We start from the raw sequence: 20,355 nt of genomic DNA, 5'->3' as shown, positions 1-20,355 counted from the left end.
CAGCCGCCGTCCACCGAGGGCGGCGGCTGTCCCGCATCCGTGTCGCGGCCCACGGCATGGGCCGGTCCTCTGGAATTCCTATGCGACGTCAGCTGTCGGGGTATCGCACGGGATTGCCCGGGGAATGCCGTTCGCGCACCGGCGTCGTCGCCTGCCTCGGGCCTTTCCGCGGCTAATTCGAAGGGGTCCGGCTACGGGTGTGAATTCTGTTCGATTGACCGGGCGAGCTGCGCGGAAACCCCCGTACGTGTGACCCGGGAAGCTGTGACAGAAGTGTGACCCTGGGCGGATCTTCCTCTTACCTTGCTAGCGTGGTGGCATGGCACCGATTCCCACTCCGCCCACGGAGCCCCAGGACAGTCCGGACGGGTACGTCGGCCTCGAAGCCGCCGACGCCGAGCGGCTCGCCCGGCAGCGCGGCTGGGCCACGGTGCGGTCGCTGCCGCCGGGCGCGATCATCACCATGGAGTACCGGGTGGGGCGGCTGAACTTCGAGGTGCAGGGCGGCCGGGTGGCCCGCGCCTGGAAGGGCTGACCGCGCCGTCAAGGCAGTACGTACGGCGAAGGCCCCGCTCCCTGTGAGGGAGGCGGGGCCTTTCTCGTGCGCGGCGGCGGGGTGTGCGTACCGGACCCGCCGCCGGACCCGGCCGTCAGCCGCCGGTGAGGGGGCGGGCCGGCTGGGTCGTGCCGCGCGGGACGCGGTGGTCGGTGTGCGGCGGGCGGCGACTGCCCGCCGGGGTGACCGGAGTGCGCTCCGAGCGGGTCGTGTGCGGCCCCGGGGCCAGGTGGGCGAGCCCCCGGGAGGCGCGGGTCGAGGCGACCGGCTCGTGCGCCGGGGACGGCTGCTCGGCCCGCGGGGCGCTGCGCGGCTTGAGCACCACCGGGGTGACCGGGACGGCCGGTTCGGCCACCGGGCGGCCGCGACGGGCCCGCCAGCGGTCGCGCAGGTCGAACAGCCAGTCCTCCGTGCGCGCGATCGGCAGCTCGAACCAGGGCAGCGCGAGCAGGATCAGCAGGCCCGCGGCCCAGCCCAGCAGTACGTCGCTCAGCCAGTGCGTACCGAGGTAGACGGTGGTCATGCCGACGCCGAGCGAGGTGATCGCGGACACGGCCGACAGCCAGCGGCGCGCCCGGGGAGTGGAGGCCAGATACGCCAGGATCCCCCACGTCACGACCGCGTTGGCGGTGTGGCCGCTGGGAAATATATCGCCGCCCCGCATCATCTCGTTCGAGCCGATCACGGTCGCGTAGTGCGGACCGAGGCGCCCCATCCCGTACTTGGCGGCGCCGACCGTGACGTTCAGCAGCAGCAACGAGGTGGCCAGGGTCAGCAGCGGGCGCAGCGTGTGCTGCCGCCAGGAGCGCCAGCCGAGCCAGGCCGCGACCATCACGGCGGTGGGGCCGCGCTGGCCGAGCACCACGTAGTAGTCGAGGAAGGCGTGGATCTGCGGCCACTGCTGGTACGGCCGGAAGAACATGACCTGCCAGTCGAGCCGGACCAGCCAGGACGTGATCACCACGGCCCACACGATCGCCAGGTAGAAAGCCAGGGTCGCCGTGAACAGCACGACCCGGTGCCGGCTCATCCTCGGCACATCGATGTGGGCCGGTCGTTCCGGCTCACGGTCGAGTCTGGCGAACACCCGGTCCAGACGCCGAGTGAGGTTTCGTTCGGTACGCACCCAATCGACGTTACAGCGAGTGAGGTGTGAACCCCGTCGAAACTGCGGCTTTGTGATGACGATGTGATGTGGCAAACCTCTCAAGCGTGGCTCGAATTCCGGGGATTCCGGAATCCGGTGAGGTCGCCGTCTTCAATTCCTTTGATCGTTCCGGGTGTTGTTTATATGGCGCTTATAAATGCGTTAACCGGGTCCTGGGGCGGAATTCTCCGGGGCGTCACCGCCGGGGCGAAGTCGATCATGGCGGACCTGAGCCGTTCAGCCAGAACGCCCCGTAGATCGCCGAGGCGACCGCCAAACCCACGGTGACCAGCGCGGACTTGGTGGTGCGCGGCCGGGCGAGCGCGCGGGCGAGCGGCAGCAGCACCGGGAAGGCGGGCAGCAGCAGCCGGGGCTTGGAGCCGAAGTAGCTCGACGCGCACAGGGCGAGCGCGAGCACGACACCCGTATACACCAGCAGGGCGACCGGCTGACGCTGCCGGACGCCGACGGCGTAGAGCCACAGCAGCAGGGCGACGCCGACGATCAGGCCGACACCGGCGAGCGCGGACGGAAATGACGTGAACTTGTCGGACACGAAACGCGCGAAGGCATAGCCGCCGTCGAACCCGTTGCGCCAGCCGGCCTGGACGTCCAGATATCCCAGCGGGCCCCTGCCGGTGCGGTGCCCGACCCAGAGGACGTAGCCGGCGGCGCCGAGCGGGGCCAGCAGCATGCCGAGGACGCGGCGCCGGACGGAGGCCCCCTCCTCTGTGCGCTCACGGCGGTCCCGTACGAACGACAGCACCCCCGTGACCCACACCGCCGCGACCACCGCCGCCCCGACCGGCCGGGTCAGTCCCGCCAGCGACGCGAGCAGCCCGGCGCTCACCCAGCGGTCGGCCAGCAGCGCGTACAGCGACCAGGCCGCCAGTGCCGTGAACAGCGACTCGCTGTACGCCATGGACTGCACGATCCCCACGGGCAACACCGCCCACAGCAGCACCGCGCAGAACCCGACCCGGGCGTCGTACACGCGCTCCGCCACCGCGAAGATCCCCGCCGCGGCGGCCAGTGAGGCGAGCAGGCTCACCGCGAAGCCCGCGTCCGCGTACGACAGCGGTGAGAGTGCGTGCAGCAGCCGCTCCAGCCAGGGCAGCAGCGGGAAGAAGGCCAGGTTGGAGTGCACGTCGCCGTTCGGCAGCCGCACCTCGTAGCCATAGCCCAGCTCGGCGACGCGGGTGTACCAGAGGGCGTCCCAGCGCGCGGTCAGCAGGGGGTACGCGCTCTTGCCGCGCGCGGCGCTCCACACCGCCAGCACCACCAGCCCCAGGGCGCGCACCGCGGCATAGCCCAGCAGGGCGGGGGCGGCCCGGCGCAGCAGGGGGGCGCGGGTGTCGCCCGCGCGCGTGTCAGGAACGGTCACGGGCTCGATTATCGGACGACCGAGGAACGGGTCCCGCCCCAGGGGCATAGCGGATGTTCCGGTCAGGAGGGTACGAAGTGGTATACGCCACACGGGTCCGGTCGGGCGTGTGAGAGGTCCGCCACGTGTGCCCGCGACGGACTCGCGTACGCTGACGAGTCACCCGCGTGGGTTCGAGCGGGCCGGAGACACCGCTCCTCTCCGGTTCAGCGACAGGGAGTCCCCACCCGTCGGTCCGCCGCACGCGAGGGATCAGCTGGGAGGTACGTGCATGTCCGGTACGACCACGGCTGCCGTGCGGCCGCGCCGCCGGGCAGCCGGAGCCGGTGCCAACCGCTGGGTCGTGCTCGTCGTCCTCTGCGTCAGCCTGCTGCTCGTCGCCCTCGACGCGACCGTGCTGCACGTGGCGGTCCCCGCCGTCACCGAGGACCTCAGGCCCGGCGCCATGGAGCTGCTCTGGATCGTCGACGTCTATCCGCTGGTCTGTGCCTCGCTGTTGATCCTCTTCGGCACGCTCGGCGACCGGATCGGCCGCCGGCGCGTCCTGCTCCTCGGCTACGGCTTCTTCGGCGTCGCCTCCGCCATGGCCGCGTTCGCGCCGACCGCCGAGGCCCTGATCCTCGCCCGCGCGCTGCTCGGCGTCGGCGGCGCCATGATCATGCCCGCGACCCTGTCGATCCTGCGCCAGGTCTTCCCCGACCGGCGCGAGCGCGCGCTCGCCATCGGCATCTGGAGCGCGGTCGCCGCCGTCGGCGCGGCGGTCGGCCCGCTGCTCGGCGGCTTTCTGCTGGAGCACTTCTGGTGGGGCGCGGTCTTCCTCGTCAACATCCCGCTGATGCTGGTCAGTCTGCCGGTCGGCCGCATCCTGCTGCCCGAGTCCCGCGGCGACCGCAGCGGCCCCTGGGACGTCGTCGGCGCCCTGATGGCGGCCGGCGGTCTGTTCGGCGTCGTCCTCGGGGTGAAGCGGCTGGGCGGGGCAGAGGCCCCGGCGAGCCCCTTCACCGTGGTGCCGCTGCTGGTCGGCGCGGCGCTCCTCGTCCTCTTCGTACGGCGCCAGCGGCGGCAGCTCCATCCGCTGGTGGACCTGCGGATGTTCCGCCGCCCCGCGTTCAGCACCTCGGTGGGCTGCATCGTGCTGGCGATGCTCGCGCTGGTCGGCCTGGAACTGATCGCCGCGCAGTACCTGCAACTGGTCCTCGGGCTGTCGCCGCTGCGGACCGGCCTGCGGCTGCTGCCGCTCACCGTCGCGGCGATGGCGGCGGGCCTGGCGGGCGCGCGGATGCTGCGCCGCTTCGGGCCGCGCCGCATGGTCTGCACCGGCTTCCTGCTGACCGCCGCCGCCGTCCTCACGCTCACCGCGATGGGCGGCAGCGACAACGCGCCGTTGCTGCTGTCCGGTTTCGTGCTGCTCGGCTTCGGCCTGGAGACCACGCTCTTCGGGGCGTACGAGTCGATGCTCAGCGAGGCCCCGGCGGACCAGGCCGGCGGCGCCGCGGCGATCGGCGAGACGTCGTACCAGCTCGGTGCCGGCATCGGCATCGCCCTGCTCGGCAGCGTGATGAACGCCGCCTACGCGCCGGGGCTGCGGTCGGTGCCGGGTGTGCCGCGGCACGCCTCGCGCGCGGCCGGGCACTCGCTCGGCGAGGCCTACGACCTGGCCGGCCGGCTCGGCGGTCCTGCCGGGGCCGAGCTGCGGCAGGCCGCACGGGACTCCTTCGTGCACGGACTGCATGTGACGCTGCTGGTGAGCGCGGGGCTGTTGCTGCTGGGCGCGGTGATGGCGCTGCGGCTGCCGCGGGTCATGCACTGCGGCACCGAGGCCGTGACGACGGTGGAGCTGCCCGCGCCGCGGGAAGTGGCGGAGTCCCGGGTCTCGGCCTGACGTACCGCCTGACGTACTGGACGTCCGGGGCACCGCACCGTAACGTCGGCGGCACAATGTGACTAGCAGCGCTAGTTTTCTTGCGTGCCGGAGGGTGTTCCCATGTCCGCGTCCTCGAAGTTGCCCCCCTTCGATCCCGCCGACCCGCTCGGGATCGACGACCTGTTGGAGCCCGAAGACCTCGCCGTGCGGGACACCGTGCGGGCCTGGGCCGCGGACCGCGTGCTGCCGTACGTCGCCGAGTGGTACGAGAACGGGGAGCTGCCCGGCATCAGGGAACTCGCCCGCGAACTCGGCTCGATCGGCGCCCTCGGCATGTCCCTGACCGGATACGGCTGCGCGGGCGCGTCGGCCGTGCAGTACGGCCTGGCCTGCCTGGAGCTGGAGGCGGCCGACTCCGGCGTCCGCTCCCTGGTCTCCGTGCAGGGCTCGCTCGCCATGTACGCGATCCACCGCTTCGGCAGCGAGGAGCAGAAGAACGAGTGGCTGCCCCGCATGGCGGCCGGCGAGGTGATCGGCTGCTTCGGGCTCACCGAACCCGATCACGGCTCCGACCCCGCCTCGATGCGCACCCACGCCAAGCGTGACGGCGGGGGAGACTGGGTGCTCAACGGGCGCAAGATGTGGATCACCAACGGCTCCGTCGCCGGGGTGGCCGTCGTCTGGGCGCAGACCGACAACGGCATCCGCGGCTTCGTGGTCCCGACCGACACCCCCGGCTTCTCGGCACCCGAGATCAAGCACAAGTGGTCCCTGCGCGCCTCGGTCACCAGTGAACTCGTCCTGGACGACGTACGACTGCCCGCCGACTCCGTACTCCCGGAGGTCACCGGACTGCGCGGCCCGCTCAGCTGTCTGTCCCACGCCCGCTACGGCATCGTCTGGGGTGCGATGGGCGCGGCGCGCAGCAGCTTCGAGGCGGCCGTGGACTACGCGAAGTCGCGCGAGCAGTTCGGGCGGCCCATCGGCGGCTTCCAGCTCACCCAGGCCAAGCTCGCCGACATGGCGGTCGAACTGCACAAGGGAATCCTGCTCGCCCACCATCTGGGGCGGCGGATGGACGCCGGCCGCCTGCGTCCCGAGCAGGTCAGCTTCGGCAAGCTCAACAACGTCCGCGAGGCCATCGAGATCTGCCGTACGGCGCGGACGATCCTCGGTGCCAACGGGATCTCCCTCGAATACCCCGTGATGCGGCACGCGACCAACCTGGAGTCGGTGCTCACCTACGAGGGCACCGTCGAGATGCACCAGCTCGTGCTGGGCAAGGCGCTCACCGGGCTCGACGCCTTTCGGTGAGCACCCGGGCGGGCAGGGCCGGTGAGCGGCCCTGCCTCAGCTCTGGTTGAAGAACCCGTCCTCGCGGCGCGCCGCCGGCTCACCGCTGATGATCTCCGTGTTCGACGGAGTCAACAGGAACACGCGCGTTGCCACCCGCTCGATCGTGCCGTGCAGACCGAAGGTCAGCCCCGCCGCGAAGTCCACCACGCGTTTGGCGTCGGCCGGGTCCATCGCCGTGAGGTTCATGATGACCGGGACGCCCTCCCGGAACAGCTCGCCGATCGCGCGGGCGTCCCGGAAGCTGTCCGGGGTGACCGTGCCGATCCGGTGGCCCTTCTCCTCGGCCGTGTCCGTGGCCACCTTCACCCGGGGGTCCGTTACCCAGGCGTCCCCGGACTCGGTGCCCTCGGAGTACTCGTCGTCGTAGTAACGCTCGTCTTCGTTGTCGTCGACGAGGCCGAGCCACGCACTCGCCTTGCGTACCGATCCCATGGACGCCTCCTCTCACAGCAGGCCTTCTCGCTTTCCGCACCCCTATGGTCATCCATGATGCGGACGGTGCGCCAAGTGGATAGACGCCGCGCGGGGGGTTTGTGACGGTACTGGTGCACAGCCGATCCGTCGAGAGCCCTTGTGTCCCAAGGGTGCAGCCACATATGGCTGCTGACTGTGAGTGAAATATGATCGTCGGCGGCGGATGGGTGAGCGTCACTGCGTACGGGTGAACACCAACGCCGCACCACAAAACGGGGGATCGGCAGTGTTCGGAATCGTCAGACCGTGCTCGCACCGGCTCGGTGAACGCCTCAAAGCCGAGTGGATGGCGCACTTGTGCGGGCTGTGCCTCGCGCTGCGCCACGACCACGGCCAGTTCGCGCGCGTCGTGACGAACTACGACGGGCTGCTCATATCGGTTCTGACGGATGCTCAGGCCGGTCCGGCCGAGGGCTCGCGGCGCACGGCCGGACCGTGTGCGCTGCGCGGGATGCGGACCGCGTCCGTCGCCCGCGGCGAGGGCGCGCGGCTCGCCGCGGCCGTCTCGCTGGTGCTCGCCGCGGCGAAGGTCCGCGACCATGTCGCCGACCGGGACGGGCTGCTGGCCCGCAGACCGGTGGCCGCCGCGGCCCGCCGGGTCGCCGCGGGCTGGGGCCGGGCCGGTGCGCGCAGCGGCGATGCCGTCGGCTTCGACACCGGCGTCCTCGTCGAGGCCGTCGACCGCCAACTCGGCCTGGAGTCCCTCGCCGGGTACGGCACCCCGGTCCTGACGGTCACCGAGCCGACCGAGACCGCGACGGCGGCGGCCTTCGCGCACACCGCGGTGCTGGCCGGCCGCCCGGACAACGCGCGGCCCCTGGCCGAGGCCGGCCGCCTCTTCGGCCGGCTCGCGCATCTGCTGGACGCCGTGGAGGACCAGGAGTCCGACGCCCTGTCGGGTGCCTGGAACCCGCTCACCGCCACGGGCACGCCCCGCGCGGAGGCCCGCCGGCTCGCCGACGACGCCCTGCACGGCATCCGGCTCGCTCTGCGTGACGCCGAGTTCGCCGACGGCAAGCTGGTGCATCTGCTGCTCGCACACGAGTTGCAGCGGTCGGTGGACCGGGCGTTCGGGCCGTACGACCCGCACCAGCCCCCTCGTCCGCATCCGCACCAGCCCAAGGCTCCGCGCGGATTCCTGCCCGGGTGCGGGGCGTTTCTCCTGACGTGCTGCACCTGCCAGATGTGCTGCGCGGACGAGTACGAGGGTCCCTGGTCGCGGAAGAAGCGGGAGGGGTGCTGTTCGGACTGTGACTGCGACTGCCCGTGTGACGGATGCGACGGGTGTGACGGATGCTGCGACGGATGCGACTGCTGCTGCCCCTGTGACGGGTGCTAGCGGCAGAAGGCGCGAGGGGAGGGGCGTGTGAAGGCGCGGAGAAAAACGGGGAGAAGCTGAAGCGAAGAGAGCGCGAGTGCGCGCGCAGGGGGTCGGCTCAACAGGAACAGGACCACACGCGACCGAAGTCGATGTGGGAGCGGGTGACCAGCCACTGCTGCGGATGCATGGGGCAAGTGGAACAGGCATCCGGTTCCGCGTCAACTGACGTGAGACGTACGGCTCACAGTTCGGACAGCCTTGACAGCGCCGGGAAACGCCCACGTACTCTCGACGGACGGTCTTGCTGAGGGGCTCGACCGTGTGAAGGCACCCACCCTGACTCTTCGCGTCATGGAGCCTTCGCATGCCATTCGACACCCCCGCCACCCTCCCGCACGACGAGCTCGGCACGGAGCGTGCCCGATGAGGCCGCAGCTGGTGATCGTGGGAGCCGGGCCGCGCGGGACCGGCCTCCTGGAGCGCATCGCCGCCAACGCCCCCGAGCTGTACGCCGGCACGGGCCTGGACATCCATCTGGTCGACCCGCACCCGCCGGGCGGCGGCCGCATCTGGCGCCAGGCGCAGTCGCCGTTGCTGTGGATGAACTCGCACGCCGAGGACGTCACCATGTTCACCGACGACACCGTGGCCATGGACGGCCCGGTGCGCGAGGGCCCCACCCTGCGCGAATGGGCCGGACTCGACGGCACCACCTTCGCCGACCGGCAGCTCCAGGGGCGCTATCTGCGCCACGTGTACGAACGCGCGCTGGCCGAACTGCCCGACGGCATCACCGTCCACCATCATCCCCGGCGCGCCCTGCGGGTCAGCGGCCCGCGCGACGGGCGCCAGCAGGTGTGGCTGGCGGGCCGGCCCCGCCCCCTCCTCGCCGACCTGGTGATCCTCACCCTCGGCCACCTCGACGCCGAACTCGACGAAGAGCAGGCCGGGTTGGCGGCCTACGCCCGCGCACACGGCCTGGTGCACCTGCCGCCCGACTTCACCGCCGACACGGACCTGTCCCCGCTGCGCCCCGGCGAGCCCGTGCTCGTGCGCGGCTTCGGCCTCGCCTTCGTCGACCTGATGGTCCTGCTCACCGAGGGCCGCGGCGGCCGGTACGAGGGCGACACCTACGTCCCCTCGGGGCGGGAGCCGGTGCTGTACGTCGGCTCGCGGCGCGGTGTGCCGTACCACTCGAAGATCGGCTACGGGTGGACCGGCGACCGGCCCCCGCTGCCCCGCTTCTTCGGCCCCGCCGAGGTCGGGGAACTGCTCGCCCGGCCGGTCGGCTTCGACTTCCGGCGCGACGTGTGGCCGCTGGCGGAGAAGGAACTGGGCTTCGCCCACTACCACCGGCTGTTCACCGCCCACGCCGGACGTACGGCGATGGCCTGGGCCGACTTCGAGGAGAAGTACGCGGCCGCCGCCGGCCCCGCCGAGACCCGGGCGCTGGTCGCCGCCGCCGTACCGGACCCGGCCGACCGGCTCGACCTCGGCGCGCTCGACCGCCCGCTGGAGGGGGTGCGGTACGCGTCGCACGAGGCGTTCCAGGAGGGGCTGCGAAGGTATGTCCAGAGTGACCTGACGCGACGTCATGATGCCGCGCACAGTGCGGACTTAGGGGTCTTTCTCGGGCTGCTGTCCGTCTACGGGCAGATGGTGCGGCTCGGCGGTGTCGGGACCTGGTGGCACGGGTTCTTCAGCTACCTGGCGTCCGGTCCGCCCGGACCCCGGCTGCGGCAGATGCTCGCGCTGTCCCGGGCGGGACTGCTCCGCTTCGTCGGCGCCGACATGACCGTGCGGGCCGAGGGCGGGGTGTTCCGGGCCGCCAGTCCCACCGTGCCGGGCTTCGCCGTCGAGGCCCGGGCGCTGGTCGAGGCCCGGCTGCCCGACCCCGCCGTCGGACGGGCCCGCGACAGTCTGCTGCGCGAACTGCACGCCGACGGCGTCGCCGAGAGCCCCGAGGGGCTGCTCCGGGTCGACCCCGGCGACGGCCGCGTCCTCGACCCGGCCGGCCGCCCGCATCCCCGGCGCTTCGCGCTCGGCCCGTACACCGACGCCCGTACCTCCGGCGCCTTCACCCGGCCGGGCACCGGCGGGCCCGCGTTCCGGCAGAACGACGCCACCGTCCGGGCGGCGCTGGGCATCCTGCGGAGCCTGGCCGGCCGGGCCGCCGCCTGAGCCGGCTGCCCCGACCGGCACCGGCCGGTGAAGACCACCGGTAATCGCCAGTAACGACCAGTAAGGGAATCGTTGATGAGTGTCATGGTCGCGGGCAGGTACCGGCCCGGGCTGCTGCACCTTGCCGCCGGTATCGATCTGCCGGGCTCCTTCGACGCCGGGGCCCACCTCGAACTGGCCCTGCTCGCCGAGCGGGGCGGGCTGGACTTCGTGACACTGGACGACTCCCCCGGCCGGCCCGGGCCCGACGCGCTGGACGTGCTGTGCCGGGTGGCGCCCGCGACCCGCCGGATCGGCCTGGTCCCGACGATTCCCGCCGCCCGCGCGGAGCCCGTCCGGGTGCGGGACGCCGTGGTGACGCTGGACTGGGTCAGCGGCGGGCGGGCCGGCTGGCGGGGCGATGTGTCGGGGAAGAAGGAGGGGGAGGCGGAGGAAGGGGAGTCGTTGCGGGGGTGTTGTGTACGGGTGGTCGACGCCACCGAGGGGCACAGCCGCGCCGTCGCCGCCCGGTGCGCGGACGTGGCCCTGGTGCGGGTCGCCCGTCCCGAGGAGGCCGCTGCCGTACGGACCGAACTGCGGGAGCTGGCCGCCGAGTCGGGGCGCGGGCCGGACGCGCTGCGGGTGCTGGTGAGCCTGCTGATCGACCTCGGCGACGGGGAGTACGCGGCCGAGCCCGGATACGGCGGGGGCGGACCCCGGCCGACCGCGCGCGGCCCGCTGTACCGGGGCGGACCGGTCGACCTCGCGGAACTGGTCGCCGGCTGGCACGCCGGCGGTGCCGCCGACGGCTTCCATCTCGTGCCCGTCGAGCCGCGCCGTGACCTGGAGCGGCTCGTCAACGGCACGGTGGGGCTGCTCCAGCACCGTGGCCTGTTCCGCACCTTCTATCCGGGCAGCACGCTGCGCGACCACCTCGGGCTGGCCCGGTCCGCCCGGCAGTACGTCATGACCGGTGCGACGCCGGGCGGCGCGGCGGAGGGACAGGGGGCGCTGTGTAAAAGGGGTTTAAATTTGTACGGCTGAAAGGCACCCTTGTGGCGACCGGTCGTTCGGCCGAATACTCCCCCTCAGCGCTTGCCAAGGGCATGTGTGTTCGGAATCCCGGCCTGTCCCTGGCTGCGCCTCACGGGCCCCGACCCCACGCGGGCCCCCGACTTCCCTTGGAGGGAACGAAAAGTGAGGATCAAGCGCACCACTCCCCGCAGCGGTACGGCGAGACGGACCCGACTGATCGCCGTGGCGACCGGTCTCCTTGCCGCAGCGGCGTTCGCCGCCCCCACCGCGAACGCCGGCGACACCCATACGTTCAGCGCCACCCAACTCACCAGGGCGAGCGACTCCGTCCGTCAGGCCGACGTAGCCGGTACGGCCTGGGCCGTCGACAGCAGTACCGGACGTGTCGTGGTCACCGTCGACAGCACCGTGTCCCAGGCCGAGATCGCCAAGATCAAGCGGCAGGCCGGTGCCGAGTCCGACGCGCTCACCATCAAGCACACCCCGGGCAGGTTCAACAAGCTGATCTCCGGTGGCGACGCCATCTACGGTGGTTCCTACCGCTGCTCGCTCGGGTTCAACGTGCACAGCGGCAGCACGTACTACTTCCTCACCGCCGGCCACTGCGGCCAGGTCGCCTCCACCTGGTACAGCAACTCCGGCCACAGCACGGTGCTCGGCACCAACGTCGGCTACAGCTTCCCGGGCAATGACTTCGCGCTGGTCCGGTACACCAACTCGGCGATCGCGCACCCCAGTTCGGTGGGCAGCCAGTCCATCACGAGCGCGGCCACGCCGTCCGTGGGCACGACCGTCTACCGCCGGGGTTCCACCACCGGTACGCACAGCGGGCGGGTCACCGCGCTGAACGCCACCGTCAACTACGGCAGCGGGGACGTCGTCTCCGGGCTCATCCAGACCACGGTCTGCGCCGAGGGCGGCGACAGCGGTGGTCCGCTGTACGGCGGTTCCGTGGCGTACGGGCTGACGTCCGGTGGCAGCGGTGACTGCACCTCCGGCGGTACGACGTTCTTCCAGCCGGTGACCGAGGCGCTGAGCTACTACGGGGTCTCACTGCCGTAGCGTTCCCGGCCTCGGCTCCGGCTCCGGCTTCCAGAACCCTCGCGGGCGTCTCGCCTGCGGGGGCTCTGTTTCGGCCATCACGCTCCGAGCAGCGCTACTCGCTCGTAGTGTTTGCAGAGCGAACCTCCTGGCGTGACGGCGGACGGCCGAGGCGGTGGGGTGCGCGAGACCTCTCCGTGCGCGTCCTGAAGTCAACCTTGTGTGCTCCCTGTGTCGTTCGGAAGAGTGGGCGCTCGTCAACCAGCCTTCCGGTCCGACCAGGTCCCCACAACCTGCGGGCCGTCCCCCCCACAGGAGGACGTGAGTTGAAGCACCGACGCATATCCGGGCGGCGGGCCGCCGTGGCCGGCGCGGGAATCGCCGCGCTGGTCGCCGCGGGTGTCACCTTGCAGAACGCGAACGCCAGTGAGCCGGTGAAGTCCGCTCCCCAGGCGCGAGTCCTGTCCGCTCCCGCGGCCGGAAATCTCGCCTCCACGCTGCTGGGTCAGCTGGGCTCCGATGCCGCCGGGAGCTACTACGACGCCCAGGCGAAGAACCTCGTCGTCAACGTGCTCGACCAGGGTGCCGCCCGAACGGTCGAGGCGGCCGGGGCCAAGGCGAGACTCGTCGGCAACTCGCTCGCCGCACTCGACGGCGCGCGGACCGTGCTGAAGAAGGACGCGACCATCGCCGGTACGTCCTGGGCGACCGACCCGGTCAGCAACAAGGTCGTCGTCACCGCCGACAGGACGGTGTCCGGGGCGCAGTGGGCCAAGCTGGGCAAGGTGGTCGACGGGCTTGGCGCGAAGGCCGAACTGAAGCGGTCGAAGGGGGAGTTCAAACCCTTCATCGCCGGCGGTGACGCGATCAACGGGTCGGGCGGGCGCTGCTCGCTCGGGTTCAACGTGGTCAAGGGCGGGCAGCCGTACTTCCTGACCGCCGGGCACTGCACGGCGGACATCTCCACCTGGTCGGACGCCGGCGGCAACGAGATCGGGCAGAACGCCGAGTCGCACTTCCCGGGCACCGACTTCGGGCTCGTCAAGTACACGGCGGACGTGGCGCACCCGAGCGAGGTCGACCTGTACGACGGGTCCACCCAGAAGATCACCGGGGCCGCCGAGGCGACGGTGGGGATGAAGGTCACCCGCAGCGGGTCCACCACCCATGTGCACGACGGGACGGTCACCGGGCTGAACGCCACCGTGAACTATCAGGAGGGGACCGTCAGCGGGCTCATCCAGACCGATGTGTGCGCCGAGCCCGGTGACAGCGGCGGGTCGCTGTTCTCCGGGAGCAACGCCGTCGGGCTGACCTCGGGGGGCAGCGGTGACTGTACCTCCGGCGGGGAGACGTTCTTCCAGCCGGTCACGGCGGCCCTGTCGGCCACCGGGACGCAGATCGGCTGATTCGCACTTCTGGCGGAGTCCCTTCTCGCGGAGTCCCGTCCCCGGGTGGCTGGGGGCGGGACTCCGGCATGCCTGCGGGCGGGTGTTCGCGCAGGTGGGAGGCGGTCGAATGGATGTCGTACGCATGTTCGAGAATGGGGGGTATGGTGGGGGTGGAAATAGGGAACTGATGTTCGAGTGTGGGAGGTGCGTGTGCCGGGCTTCGCGCATCTGCACACCGTCTCCGGGTTCTCCCTGAGGTACGGGGCCTCCCATCCGGAGCGGCTGGCCGGGCGTGCCTCGGAGCGGGGCATGGACGTGCTCGCGCTGACGGACCGGGACACCGTCGCGGGGGCCGTGCGCTTCGCCAAGGCCTGCGCGGAGGCGGGCGTGCGGCCGGTCTTCGGAGTGAATCTCGCGGTGGCTCCGGCGCGGGCGCCGCGAGGCGAGAGGCGGCGCGCCCCGGTCCGCGGTGGTGCCTTCGTCGACGAGTCGATGCCCCGGGTCACCTATCTCGCCCGGGCCGGCGCCCGAGGGTGGGCCGATCTGTGCCGGCTCGTCACGGCCGCGCACAAGAGCGCGGACACCCCTCGGCTGACCTGGCCCGACAACCACGGCGACGGGCTGACCGTGCTGCTCGGGCCCGGCTCCGACGTGGGGCGTGCGCTGGCCGCGGGGCGGCCGGACCGTGCGGCCGGGCTGCTCGCCGCCTGGCGTGAGGTCTACGGGGACGCGCTGCGGCTGGAGGCCGTCTGGCACGGGCGTACGGGGACGGGGACCGGCTCGCTGCGGCTCGCCGCCCGTACTGTCGGCCTCGCCGCCGAGCAGGGGGTGCGGCCGGTGCTGACCAACGCGGTCCGGTACGCCGACCCCGGCCAGGGCCCGGTCGCCGACGTGCTGGACGCCGCCCGGCGGCTGGTCCCGATCGACCCGACGAAGGAACTGGACTCCGGCGAGGCCTGGCTCAAGGGGGCGGGGGACATGCTGCGGGCGGCCGAGCGGATCGTGGAGGCCGCGGGCTACCGGCGCGGCGCCGCCCACCGGCTGCTGGAGCAGACCCGGACGACGGCCGCCGAGTGCCTGGTCGATCCCGAGGACGACCTCGGGATCGGGACCGTCCACTTCCCCGAGGCCCACCTCGTGGGTGCCGGGCGGCGGACCGCCCAGCGGGCCCTCGCCTCGCGGGCGGTGGCAGGGATGCTGCGGCTCGGCTACGGCGGGCGGCGCGCGTACTGGGAGCGGATGCACGACGAGCTGGACATCATCGGCCACCACGGTTTCGCTTCCTACTTCCTGACGGTCGCCCATGTCGTGGACGACGTGCGGGAGATGGGCATCCGGGTCGCCGCCCGTGGTTCCGGCGCCGGGTCGCTGGTGAACCACCTTCTGGGCATCGCGCACGCCGACCCGGTCGAGCACGGGCTGCTGATGGAGCGTTTCCTGTCGAAGGAACGCGTCGTGCTGCCCGACATCGACATCGACGTGGAGTCGGCGCGGCGGCTGGAGGTGTACCGCGCGATCATCGGGCGTTTCGGCGAGGAGCGGGTCGCGACGGTCGCGATGCCGGAGACCTATCGGGTCCGGCACGCCGTCCGGGACGTGGGTGCCGCCCTGTCGATGGATCCGGGGGAGATCGACCGGGTCGCCAAGTCCTTCCCGCACATCCGGGCCAGGGACGCGCGGGCCGCTCTGGAGGAACTGCCCGAACTGCGGGAACTGGCGGGGGAGAAGGAGAAGTACGGGCGGCTCTGGGAGCTGGTCGAGGCGCTCGACGCCCTGCCGCGCGGGGTCGCCATGCATCCGTGCGGGGTGCTGCTGTCCGACGCCTCGCTGCTCGCCCGTACGCCGGTGGTGCCGACCAGCGGCGAGGGGCTGCCGATGTCGCAGTTCGACAAGGAGGACGTGGAGGATCTCGGGCTGCTCAAGCTCGATGTGCTGGGGGTGCGGATGCAGTCGGCCATGGCGCACGCCGTGGCCGAGGTGGAGCGGGCCACCGGGCGGCGGGTCGACCTGGACGCGGTGCCGGCGGGGGACGCGGCGACGTACGAGCTGATCCGGTCCGCCGAGACGCTGGGGTGCTTCCAGATCGAGTCGCCGGGCCAGCGGGACCTGGTGGGGCGGCTGCAGCCGAGCACCTTCCATGACCTGGTCGTCGACATCTCGCTGTTCCGGCCCGGGCCCGTCGCCGCCGACATGGTGCGGCCGTTCATCGAGGCGCGGCACGGGCGGGCGCCCGTGCGGTATCCGCATCCGGATCTGGAAGAGCCGTTGCGGGGGACGTACGGCGTCGTCGTCTTCCACGAGCAGATCATCGACATCGTCGCCATCCTGACCGGGTGCGGGCGGGGCGAGGCCGACCGGGTACGGCGCGGGCTGTCCGACCCGGAGTCGCAGGGGCGGATCCGGGTGTGGTTCGCGCAGCGTGCGGCGGCGAACGGGTACGACCTGGAGACGATCCGGCGGACCTGGGAGATCGTGGCGGCCTTCGGGTCGTACGGGTTCTGCAAGGCGCATGCCGTGGCTTTCGCCGTGCCGACGTATCAGTCGGCCTGGCTGAAGGCCCATCACCCGGCGGCCTTCTACGCCGGACTGCTCACGCACGACCCGGGGATGTACCCGAAGCGGCTGCTGCTGGCCGACGCGCGGCGGCGGGGGGTGCCGATCCTGCCGTTGGACGTGAACGTGTCCGGGGTCGCCCATCGGATCGAACTGATGTCTGAATCAGGGGTGTGGGGGCTGCGGCTCGCCCTGTGCGATGTGCACGGGATCAGCGAGGCGGAGGCGAAGAGGATCGAGGACGGGCAGCCGTATGCCTCCCTGGTGGACTTCTGGGAGCGGGGGCGGCCCAGCCGGCCGCTGGCCGGGCGGCTCGCCCAGGTGGGGGCGCTGGACGCGTTCGGCGCCAACCGGCGTGATCTGCAACTGCACTTGACCGAGCTGCAGCGGGGGGCGCGGAGCGGCGGTGGCGGTCAACTGCCTTTGGGTGGCGGCCGGAAGACCGCCCCGGCCGGACTGCCGGACCTGTCGGACACCGAGCGGCTCAGCGCCGAGCTCGGGGTGCTGTCCATGGACGCCTCGCGCAATCTCATGGACGACCACCGGGAGTTCCTCGAAGAGCTGGGCGTGGTCTGCGCGCGCCGACTGCGTGCGGCGCGGCACGGGGAGACCGTGCTGGTCGCGGGCGCCAAGGCGGCCACCCAGACCCCGCCGATCCGGTCCGGCAAGCGGGTCATCTTCTCCACGCTGGACGACGGCACCGGGCTGGTCGACCTGGCGTTCTTCGACGACTCGCACGACGCCTGCGCCCACACCGTCTTCCATTCGTGGCTGCTGCTGGTCCGGGGAGTGGTGCAGCGGCGCGGGCCGCGCAGCCTGAGCGTGGTGGGTTCCGCCGCCTGGAACCTCGCCGAGCTGGTCGAACTGCGTGCCGGGGGCGGGCTGGACGTGGTGGCCGCGCGGCTCGCGGAGCCGGTGACCGGGGACGGCGACGGGGGTGGCGACGGAGCCGGGGGTGGCGACGGAGACGGTGCGGGCGGCGGCACGGGCGGGCGGCGGATCCACCTGCCCACCGGATACGAGATGCATCCGTGGGCCGACCTGCGCCCCGCCGGGCAGGAGGCCGCGCAAGGGCCCGCGGCGATGCGGAAGTTGTGGCACCAGAGTCCGGGGAGTGCGGGATGACCATCCTCTGCGTACGTTTCCAGCTGCCGCCGATGTACGAGGCGGCCCTGCCGGGGCTGCTCGGACTGCTGGAGGACTTCACCCCCGTCGTCGAGGCGCTGCCCCCGGACGGGGCGCTGGCCGATCTGCGCGGCGCCCAGCGGTACTTCGGGCGCGATGCCGTGGAACTTGCCTCGGTGATCCGGGTGCGGGCCCTCGCGCGGTACGGCGTCGACTGCGCGATCGGCGCGGGGCCGGGGCCGATGCTGGCCCGCGTGGCGCTGCGCGACGCCCGGCCCGGGGTGACGTGTGCCGTGCCGGAGGACCCGGACGCCGTCGCGGAGTTCCTCGCCGGGCTGCCGGTGTCCGCGCTGCCCGGCGTCGGCGCGGCGACCGCCCGCACCCTGTGCGAGTACGGCCTCGACACCCTGGGAACGGTCGCCGCCGCGCCGCTGTCCACGCTCCAGCGGCTGATCGGCGCGCGGGCGGGCCGGGAGCTGCGGGAGAGGGCGAGCGGCATCGATCGCGGGCGCGTCGTGCCGGACGCCGTCTCACGGTCGCTCGTCGCCGAACGGCCCTTCGCACTCGATGAGTTGGACCCCGACCGGCATCACAGGGCGCTGCTGTCGGCCGCCGAGGAACTGGGTGCCCGGCTGCGCGCGCTGGAGCAGGTCTGCCGCACCCTGACCCTCACCGTGCGCTACGCCGACAGGTCCTCGACCACCCGCAGCCGCACCCTGAAGGAGCCCACCGCCCACTCGGCGGCCCTGACGCGGACGGCCTACGGCATGTACGAGGCGCTCGGCCTCCAGCGTGCCCGGGTCCGCGCGATCGCCCTGCGCGCCGAGGGCCTGACCTGCGCCGACCAGGCCTCCTACCAGCTCACCTTCGACCCCGTGGACGAGAAGGTCCGCCGCATCGAGGAGGTCGCGGACCGCGCACGGGCGAAGTTCGGGCCCAGGGCGGTGATCCCGGGTTCGCTGGCGGCGTGACTCCGTTCGGCCGGGCGTCAGTTGGCCCAGGGCGGAGTGATACGGGTGCCGTCGGCCAGCTCCGCTTCGAGGCCGACGGAGGTGGTGACCCAGGAGAGCGCGGTGTGGTCGGTCGGATTCTCCACGGCGAGGGTCGCCCCGGCGTTGACGATCACGGTGTCACCCGCGCCGATGCGCTCGGTCCGGCCGTCGAGGGTGATCAGCAGGTCCCCGACGAGCAGATGGAAGATCTCCTCCCGGGTGACGGTGTGCGCCGGGGCCTTGGTCCCCGGAGGAATCTCACCGCGCCAGGCGCACAGCTCCTTGCTTCCGGTGAGCGGGGTCGCGTACGAGACGAAGCGGGCGCCGTGGATCTCGTGGGGCACGGACTGGGCGGAACGGACGATGGGCATGGCTGTGCTCTCCGTTCGGAGGTAGGTAGTCAAGCAGCTTGACTATATGGTCAAGCTGCTTGACCGATCCGTCAAGGGTGTTTCAATGCCTCCGTGCAGAACTCCGACGCCATGGCCCTGTCCGCCGCGCTGCTCGCCGCCGCGGGCGACCTCACGCAACGCATCCATGACGGGGTCCTGGCCCGCGGATTCACCGACCTGCGGCCCGCCCACGGCTTCGCCTTCGCGCGGCTCGCCCCGGACGGGGCCACCGTCGGCGACCTCGCCGCCCATCTCGGGGTGACCAAGCAGGCCGCGAGTCAGCTGGTGGACGAGATCGTGCGCAAGGGGTACGCGGAGCGGCGGCCGCATCCGCGCGACGCGCGGGCCCGGTTGGTCGTGCTGACCGGGCGGGGGTGGGCGTGCACCCGGGCGGCGGAGGAGGCGGCGGGCGAGGTCGTCGGACGGTGGGTCGAGGTGCTGGGTGAGGGCGAAGCGCGCCTGCTGGGGGAGCGGCTGGCGCGCGTCGCGCCGGGTGGGCCGGTCAGGCCCGCCTGGTGACGGAGCGTCAGGGTCGGGTTGAGTTCCACTGGTGCCGGAAGTTTTTTACTGGCGCGTAACTTCACACGTGCGCTACTCGTCCGTAACTTGATGAGTGAACAGCATCCTCGTGATCCGGATCACAGGGTTAGGCCGTCGTACCTCCCTTGAGCCGCAAGGAGATCACCCGATGCTGCCCTGGAAGCGAGCCCTCAGACCCCTCGCCGCACTGCTGCTCACCGCCGCCGTCGCCGTCGTACCGGCCGCCACGGCGAACGCGGCCGGCTCCGCCCCGAGCACCGGCTGGAACGACTTCAGCTGCAAGCCCTCCGCCGACCATCCCCGGCCGGTCGTCCTGGTGCACGGCACCCTGGGCAACTCGGTCGACAACTGGCTCTCCCTCGCCCCCTACCTGGAGGCCCGCGGATACTGCGTCTTCTCCCTCGACTACGGACAACTGACCGGCGTCCCCGTCTTCTACGGCCTCGGCCCCATCGACCAGTCGGCCGGGCAGTTGTCCGCCTTCGTCGACAAGGTGCTGGCCGCGACCGGCGCCGCCAAGGCCGACCTCGTCGGCCACTCCCAGGGCGGCATGATGCCCCGCTACTACCTGAAGTTCCTCGGCGGCGCCGCGAAGGTGAACGCCCTCGTCGGCCTCGCCCCCGACAACCACGGCGCCGGCCTCAGCGGCCTCACCAACCTGCTGCCGTACTTCCCCGGCGCCTCGGACCTGATCAAGGCCACCACCCCCGGCCTCGCCGACCAGATCCCCGGCTCGGACTTCCTCACCAAGCTCAACGCGGGCGGCGACACCGTCCCCGGAGTGCACTACACCGTCATCGCGACCAAGTACGACGAGGTGGCCACGCCCTGGCAGAGCCAGTACCTGAGCGGCTCGGACGTGCACAACGTCCTGCTCCAGGACCTGTGCCCGCTCGACCTCAGCGAGCACGTCGCGATCGGCCTGTTCGACCGCATCGCCTTCCACGAGGTGGCGAACGCGCTGGATCCGGCCCACGCGAGCGCCACCACCTGCGCGTCGGCCCTCAGTTGACGCGCACCGGGG

The 20,355-nt window shown here is 72.1% G+C and carries 16 protein-coding genes; 12 read left to right on the top strand and 4 right to left on the bottom strand.

The genetic code is table 11. The features are described 5' to 3' along the window. Nucleotides 1-319 precede the first annotated feature (319 nt). Nucleotides 320-535, top strand: a complete 216-nt coding sequence (locus tag BIV25_RS31540; protein ID WP_071375879.1) for an I78 family peptidase inhibitor — start codon at nt 320-322, stop codon at nt 533-535. A gap of 115 nt (nt 536-650) precedes the next feature. Here BIV25_RS31540 and BIV25_RS31535 read toward each other — a convergent pair whose 3' ends face one another. After that, nucleotides 651-1,682: a phosphatase PAP2 family protein gene (locus BIV25_RS31535; RefSeq protein ID WP_071375878.1), complete on the bottom strand. Its 1,032-nt coding sequence runs from the start codon at nt 1,680-1,682 to the stop codon at nt 651-653. A gap of 238 nt (nt 1,683-1,920) precedes the next feature. Continuing rightward, entirely contained in the window at nt 1,921-3,087 is a 1,167-nt protein-coding gene (locus BIV25_RS31530; protein WP_071375924.1) for a mannosyltransferase family protein, read from the bottom strand. A gap of 271 nt (nt 3,088-3,358) precedes the next feature. Between BIV25_RS31530 and BIV25_RS31525 the strand changes: the two genes are divergently transcribed. Next, on the top strand, nt 3,359-4,969 hold the full coding sequence (locus BIV25_RS31525) for an MFS transporter (RefSeq protein ID WP_071375877.1): 1,611 nt from the start codon (nt 3,359-3,361) through the stop codon (nt 4,967-4,969). 102 nt (nt 4,970-5,071) lie between these two features. Continuing rightward, nucleotides 5,072-6,265, top strand: a complete 1,194-nt coding sequence (locus tag BIV25_RS31520) for an acyl-CoA dehydrogenase family protein (protein WP_071375876.1) — start codon at nt 5,072-5,074, stop codon at nt 6,263-6,265. A 36-nt stretch (nt 6,266-6,301) separates the two neighbouring features. Here BIV25_RS31520 and BIV25_RS31515 read toward each other — a convergent pair whose 3' ends face one another. Then, nucleotides 6,302-6,739, bottom strand: coding sequence for a cell division protein SepF (locus tag BIV25_RS31515; protein ID WP_071375875.1), 438 nt, complete (start codon nt 6,737-6,739; stop codon nt 6,302-6,304). A gap of 268 nt (nt 6,740-7,007) precedes the next feature. Between BIV25_RS31515 and BIV25_RS31510 the strand changes: the two genes are divergently transcribed. The 7 genes from BIV25_RS31510 to BIV25_RS31480 all read left to right on the top strand — a co-directional run bounded on the left by BIV25_RS31510 (nt 7,008) and on the right by BIV25_RS31480 (nt 18,378). Next, nucleotides 7,008-8,120 (top strand): DUF5685 family protein, encoded by a 1,113-nt coding sequence (locus tag BIV25_RS31510; RefSeq protein ID WP_071375874.1) that lies wholly within the window; start codon nt 7,008-7,010, stop codon nt 8,118-8,120. A gap of 405 nt (nt 8,121-8,525) precedes the next feature. Then, entirely contained in the window at nt 8,526-10,283 is a 1,758-nt protein-coding gene (locus tag BIV25_RS31505) for an FAD/NAD(P)-binding domain-containing protein (RefSeq protein WP_071375873.1), read from the top strand. 75 nt (nt 10,284-10,358) lie between these two features. Further along, nucleotides 10,359-11,306, top strand: coding sequence for an LLM class flavin-dependent oxidoreductase (locus tag BIV25_RS31500; protein WP_256256328.1), 948 nt, complete (start codon nt 10,359-10,361; stop codon nt 11,304-11,306). A gap of 153 nt (nt 11,307-11,459) precedes the next feature. Next, the gene (locus tag BIV25_RS31495) at nt 11,460-12,359 is read left to right on the top strand and encodes a S1 family peptidase (RefSeq protein ID WP_071375872.1); all 900 of its coding nucleotides are present in this window, start codon (nt 11,460-11,462) and stop codon (nt 12,357-12,359) included. Between the two features lie 305 nt (nt 12,360-12,664). After that, on the top strand, nt 12,665-13,747 hold the full coding sequence (locus BIV25_RS31490; protein WP_071375871.1) for a S1 family peptidase: 1,083 nt from the start codon (nt 12,665-12,667) through the stop codon (nt 13,745-13,747). Between the two features lie 192 nt (nt 13,748-13,939). After that, nucleotides 13,940-17,407 (top strand): DNA polymerase III subunit alpha, encoded by a 3,468-nt coding sequence (locus BIV25_RS31485; RefSeq protein WP_071375922.1) that lies wholly within the window; start codon nt 13,940-13,942, stop codon nt 17,405-17,407. Further along, on the top strand, nt 17,404-18,378 hold the full coding sequence (locus tag BIV25_RS31480; RefSeq protein ID WP_071375870.1) for a hypothetical protein: 975 nt from the start codon (nt 17,404-17,406) through the stop codon (nt 18,376-18,378). Before BIV25_RS31485 ends, BIV25_RS31480 begins: the two co-directional genes overlap by 4 nt. 17 nt (nt 18,379-18,395) lie before the next feature. On the opposite strand, the gene BIV25_RS31475 is transcribed toward BIV25_RS31480, so the two are convergent. After that, nucleotides 18,396-18,770, bottom strand: coding sequence for a cupin domain-containing protein (locus BIV25_RS31475; protein ID WP_071375869.1), 375 nt, complete (start codon nt 18,768-18,770; stop codon nt 18,396-18,398). Nucleotides 18,771-18,863: 93 nt separating this feature from the next. Here BIV25_RS31475 and BIV25_RS31470 point away from each other — a divergent pair, with 93 nt between their 5' ends. Together BIV25_RS31470 and BIV25_RS31465 are read left to right on the top strand one after the other, a co-directional pair. After that, nucleotides 18,864-19,310 carry a MarR family winged helix-turn-helix transcriptional regulator gene (locus tag BIV25_RS31470; protein WP_071375868.1) on the top strand — a complete coding sequence of 149 codons (447 nt, stop codon included), beginning with the start codon at nt 18,864-18,866 and terminating at the stop codon, nt 19,308-19,310. Between the two features lie 169 nt (nt 19,311-19,479). Continuing rightward, on the top strand, nt 19,480-20,343 hold the full coding sequence (locus BIV25_RS31465) for a triacylglycerol lipase (protein ID WP_071375867.1): 864 nt from the start codon (nt 19,480-19,482) through the stop codon (nt 20,341-20,343). The last annotated feature ends 12 nt before the right edge of the window (nt 20,344-20,355 follow it).

Source organism: Streptomyces sp. MUSC 14, from assembly GCF_001866675.1.
Classification (GTDB): domain Bacteria; phylum Actinomycetota; class Actinomycetes; order Streptomycetales; family Streptomycetaceae; genus Streptomyces.
The sequence above is the reverse complement of the archived record's forward strand: the minus strand, read 5'-3'. Positions and strand labels throughout refer to the sequence as shown.

What these genes read in the sequence shown, in the direction of transcription:
- BIV25_RS31515 (WP_071375875.1), bottom strand. Translation starts at nt 6,739, where the DNA reads ATGGGATCGGTACGCAAGGCGAGTGCGTGGCTCGGCCTCGTCGACGAC.
- BIV25_RS31525 (WP_071375877.1), top strand. Translation starts at nt 3,359, where the DNA reads ATGTCCGGTACGACCACGGCTGCCGTGCGGCCGCGCCGCCGGGCAGCC.
- BIV25_RS31505 (WP_071375873.1), top strand. Translation starts at nt 8,526, where the DNA reads ATGAGGCCGCAGCTGGTGATCGTGGGAGCCGGGCCGCGCGGGACCGGC.
- BIV25_RS31540 (WP_071375879.1), top strand. Translation starts at nt 320, where the DNA reads ATGGCACCGATTCCCACTCCGCCCACGGAGCCCCAGGACAGTCCGGAC.
- BIV25_RS31475 (WP_071375869.1), bottom strand. Translation starts at nt 18,770, where the DNA reads ATGCCCATCGTCCGTTCCGCCCAGTCCGTGCCCCACGAGATCCACGGC.
- BIV25_RS31520 (WP_071375876.1), top strand. Translation starts at nt 5,072, where the DNA reads ATGTCCGCGTCCTCGAAGTTGCCCCCCTTCGATCCCGCCGACCCGCTC.
- BIV25_RS31500 (WP_256256328.1), top strand. Translation starts at nt 10,359, where the DNA reads ATGAGTGTCATGGTCGCGGGCAGGTACCGGCCCGGGCTGCTGCACCTT.
- BIV25_RS31480 (WP_071375870.1), top strand. Translation starts at nt 17,404, where the DNA reads ATGACCATCCTCTGCGTACGTTTCCAGCTGCCGCCGATGTACGAGGCG.
- BIV25_RS31465 (WP_071375867.1), top strand. Translation starts at nt 19,480, where the DNA reads ATGCTGCCCTGGAAGCGAGCCCTCAGACCCCTCGCCGCACTGCTGCTC.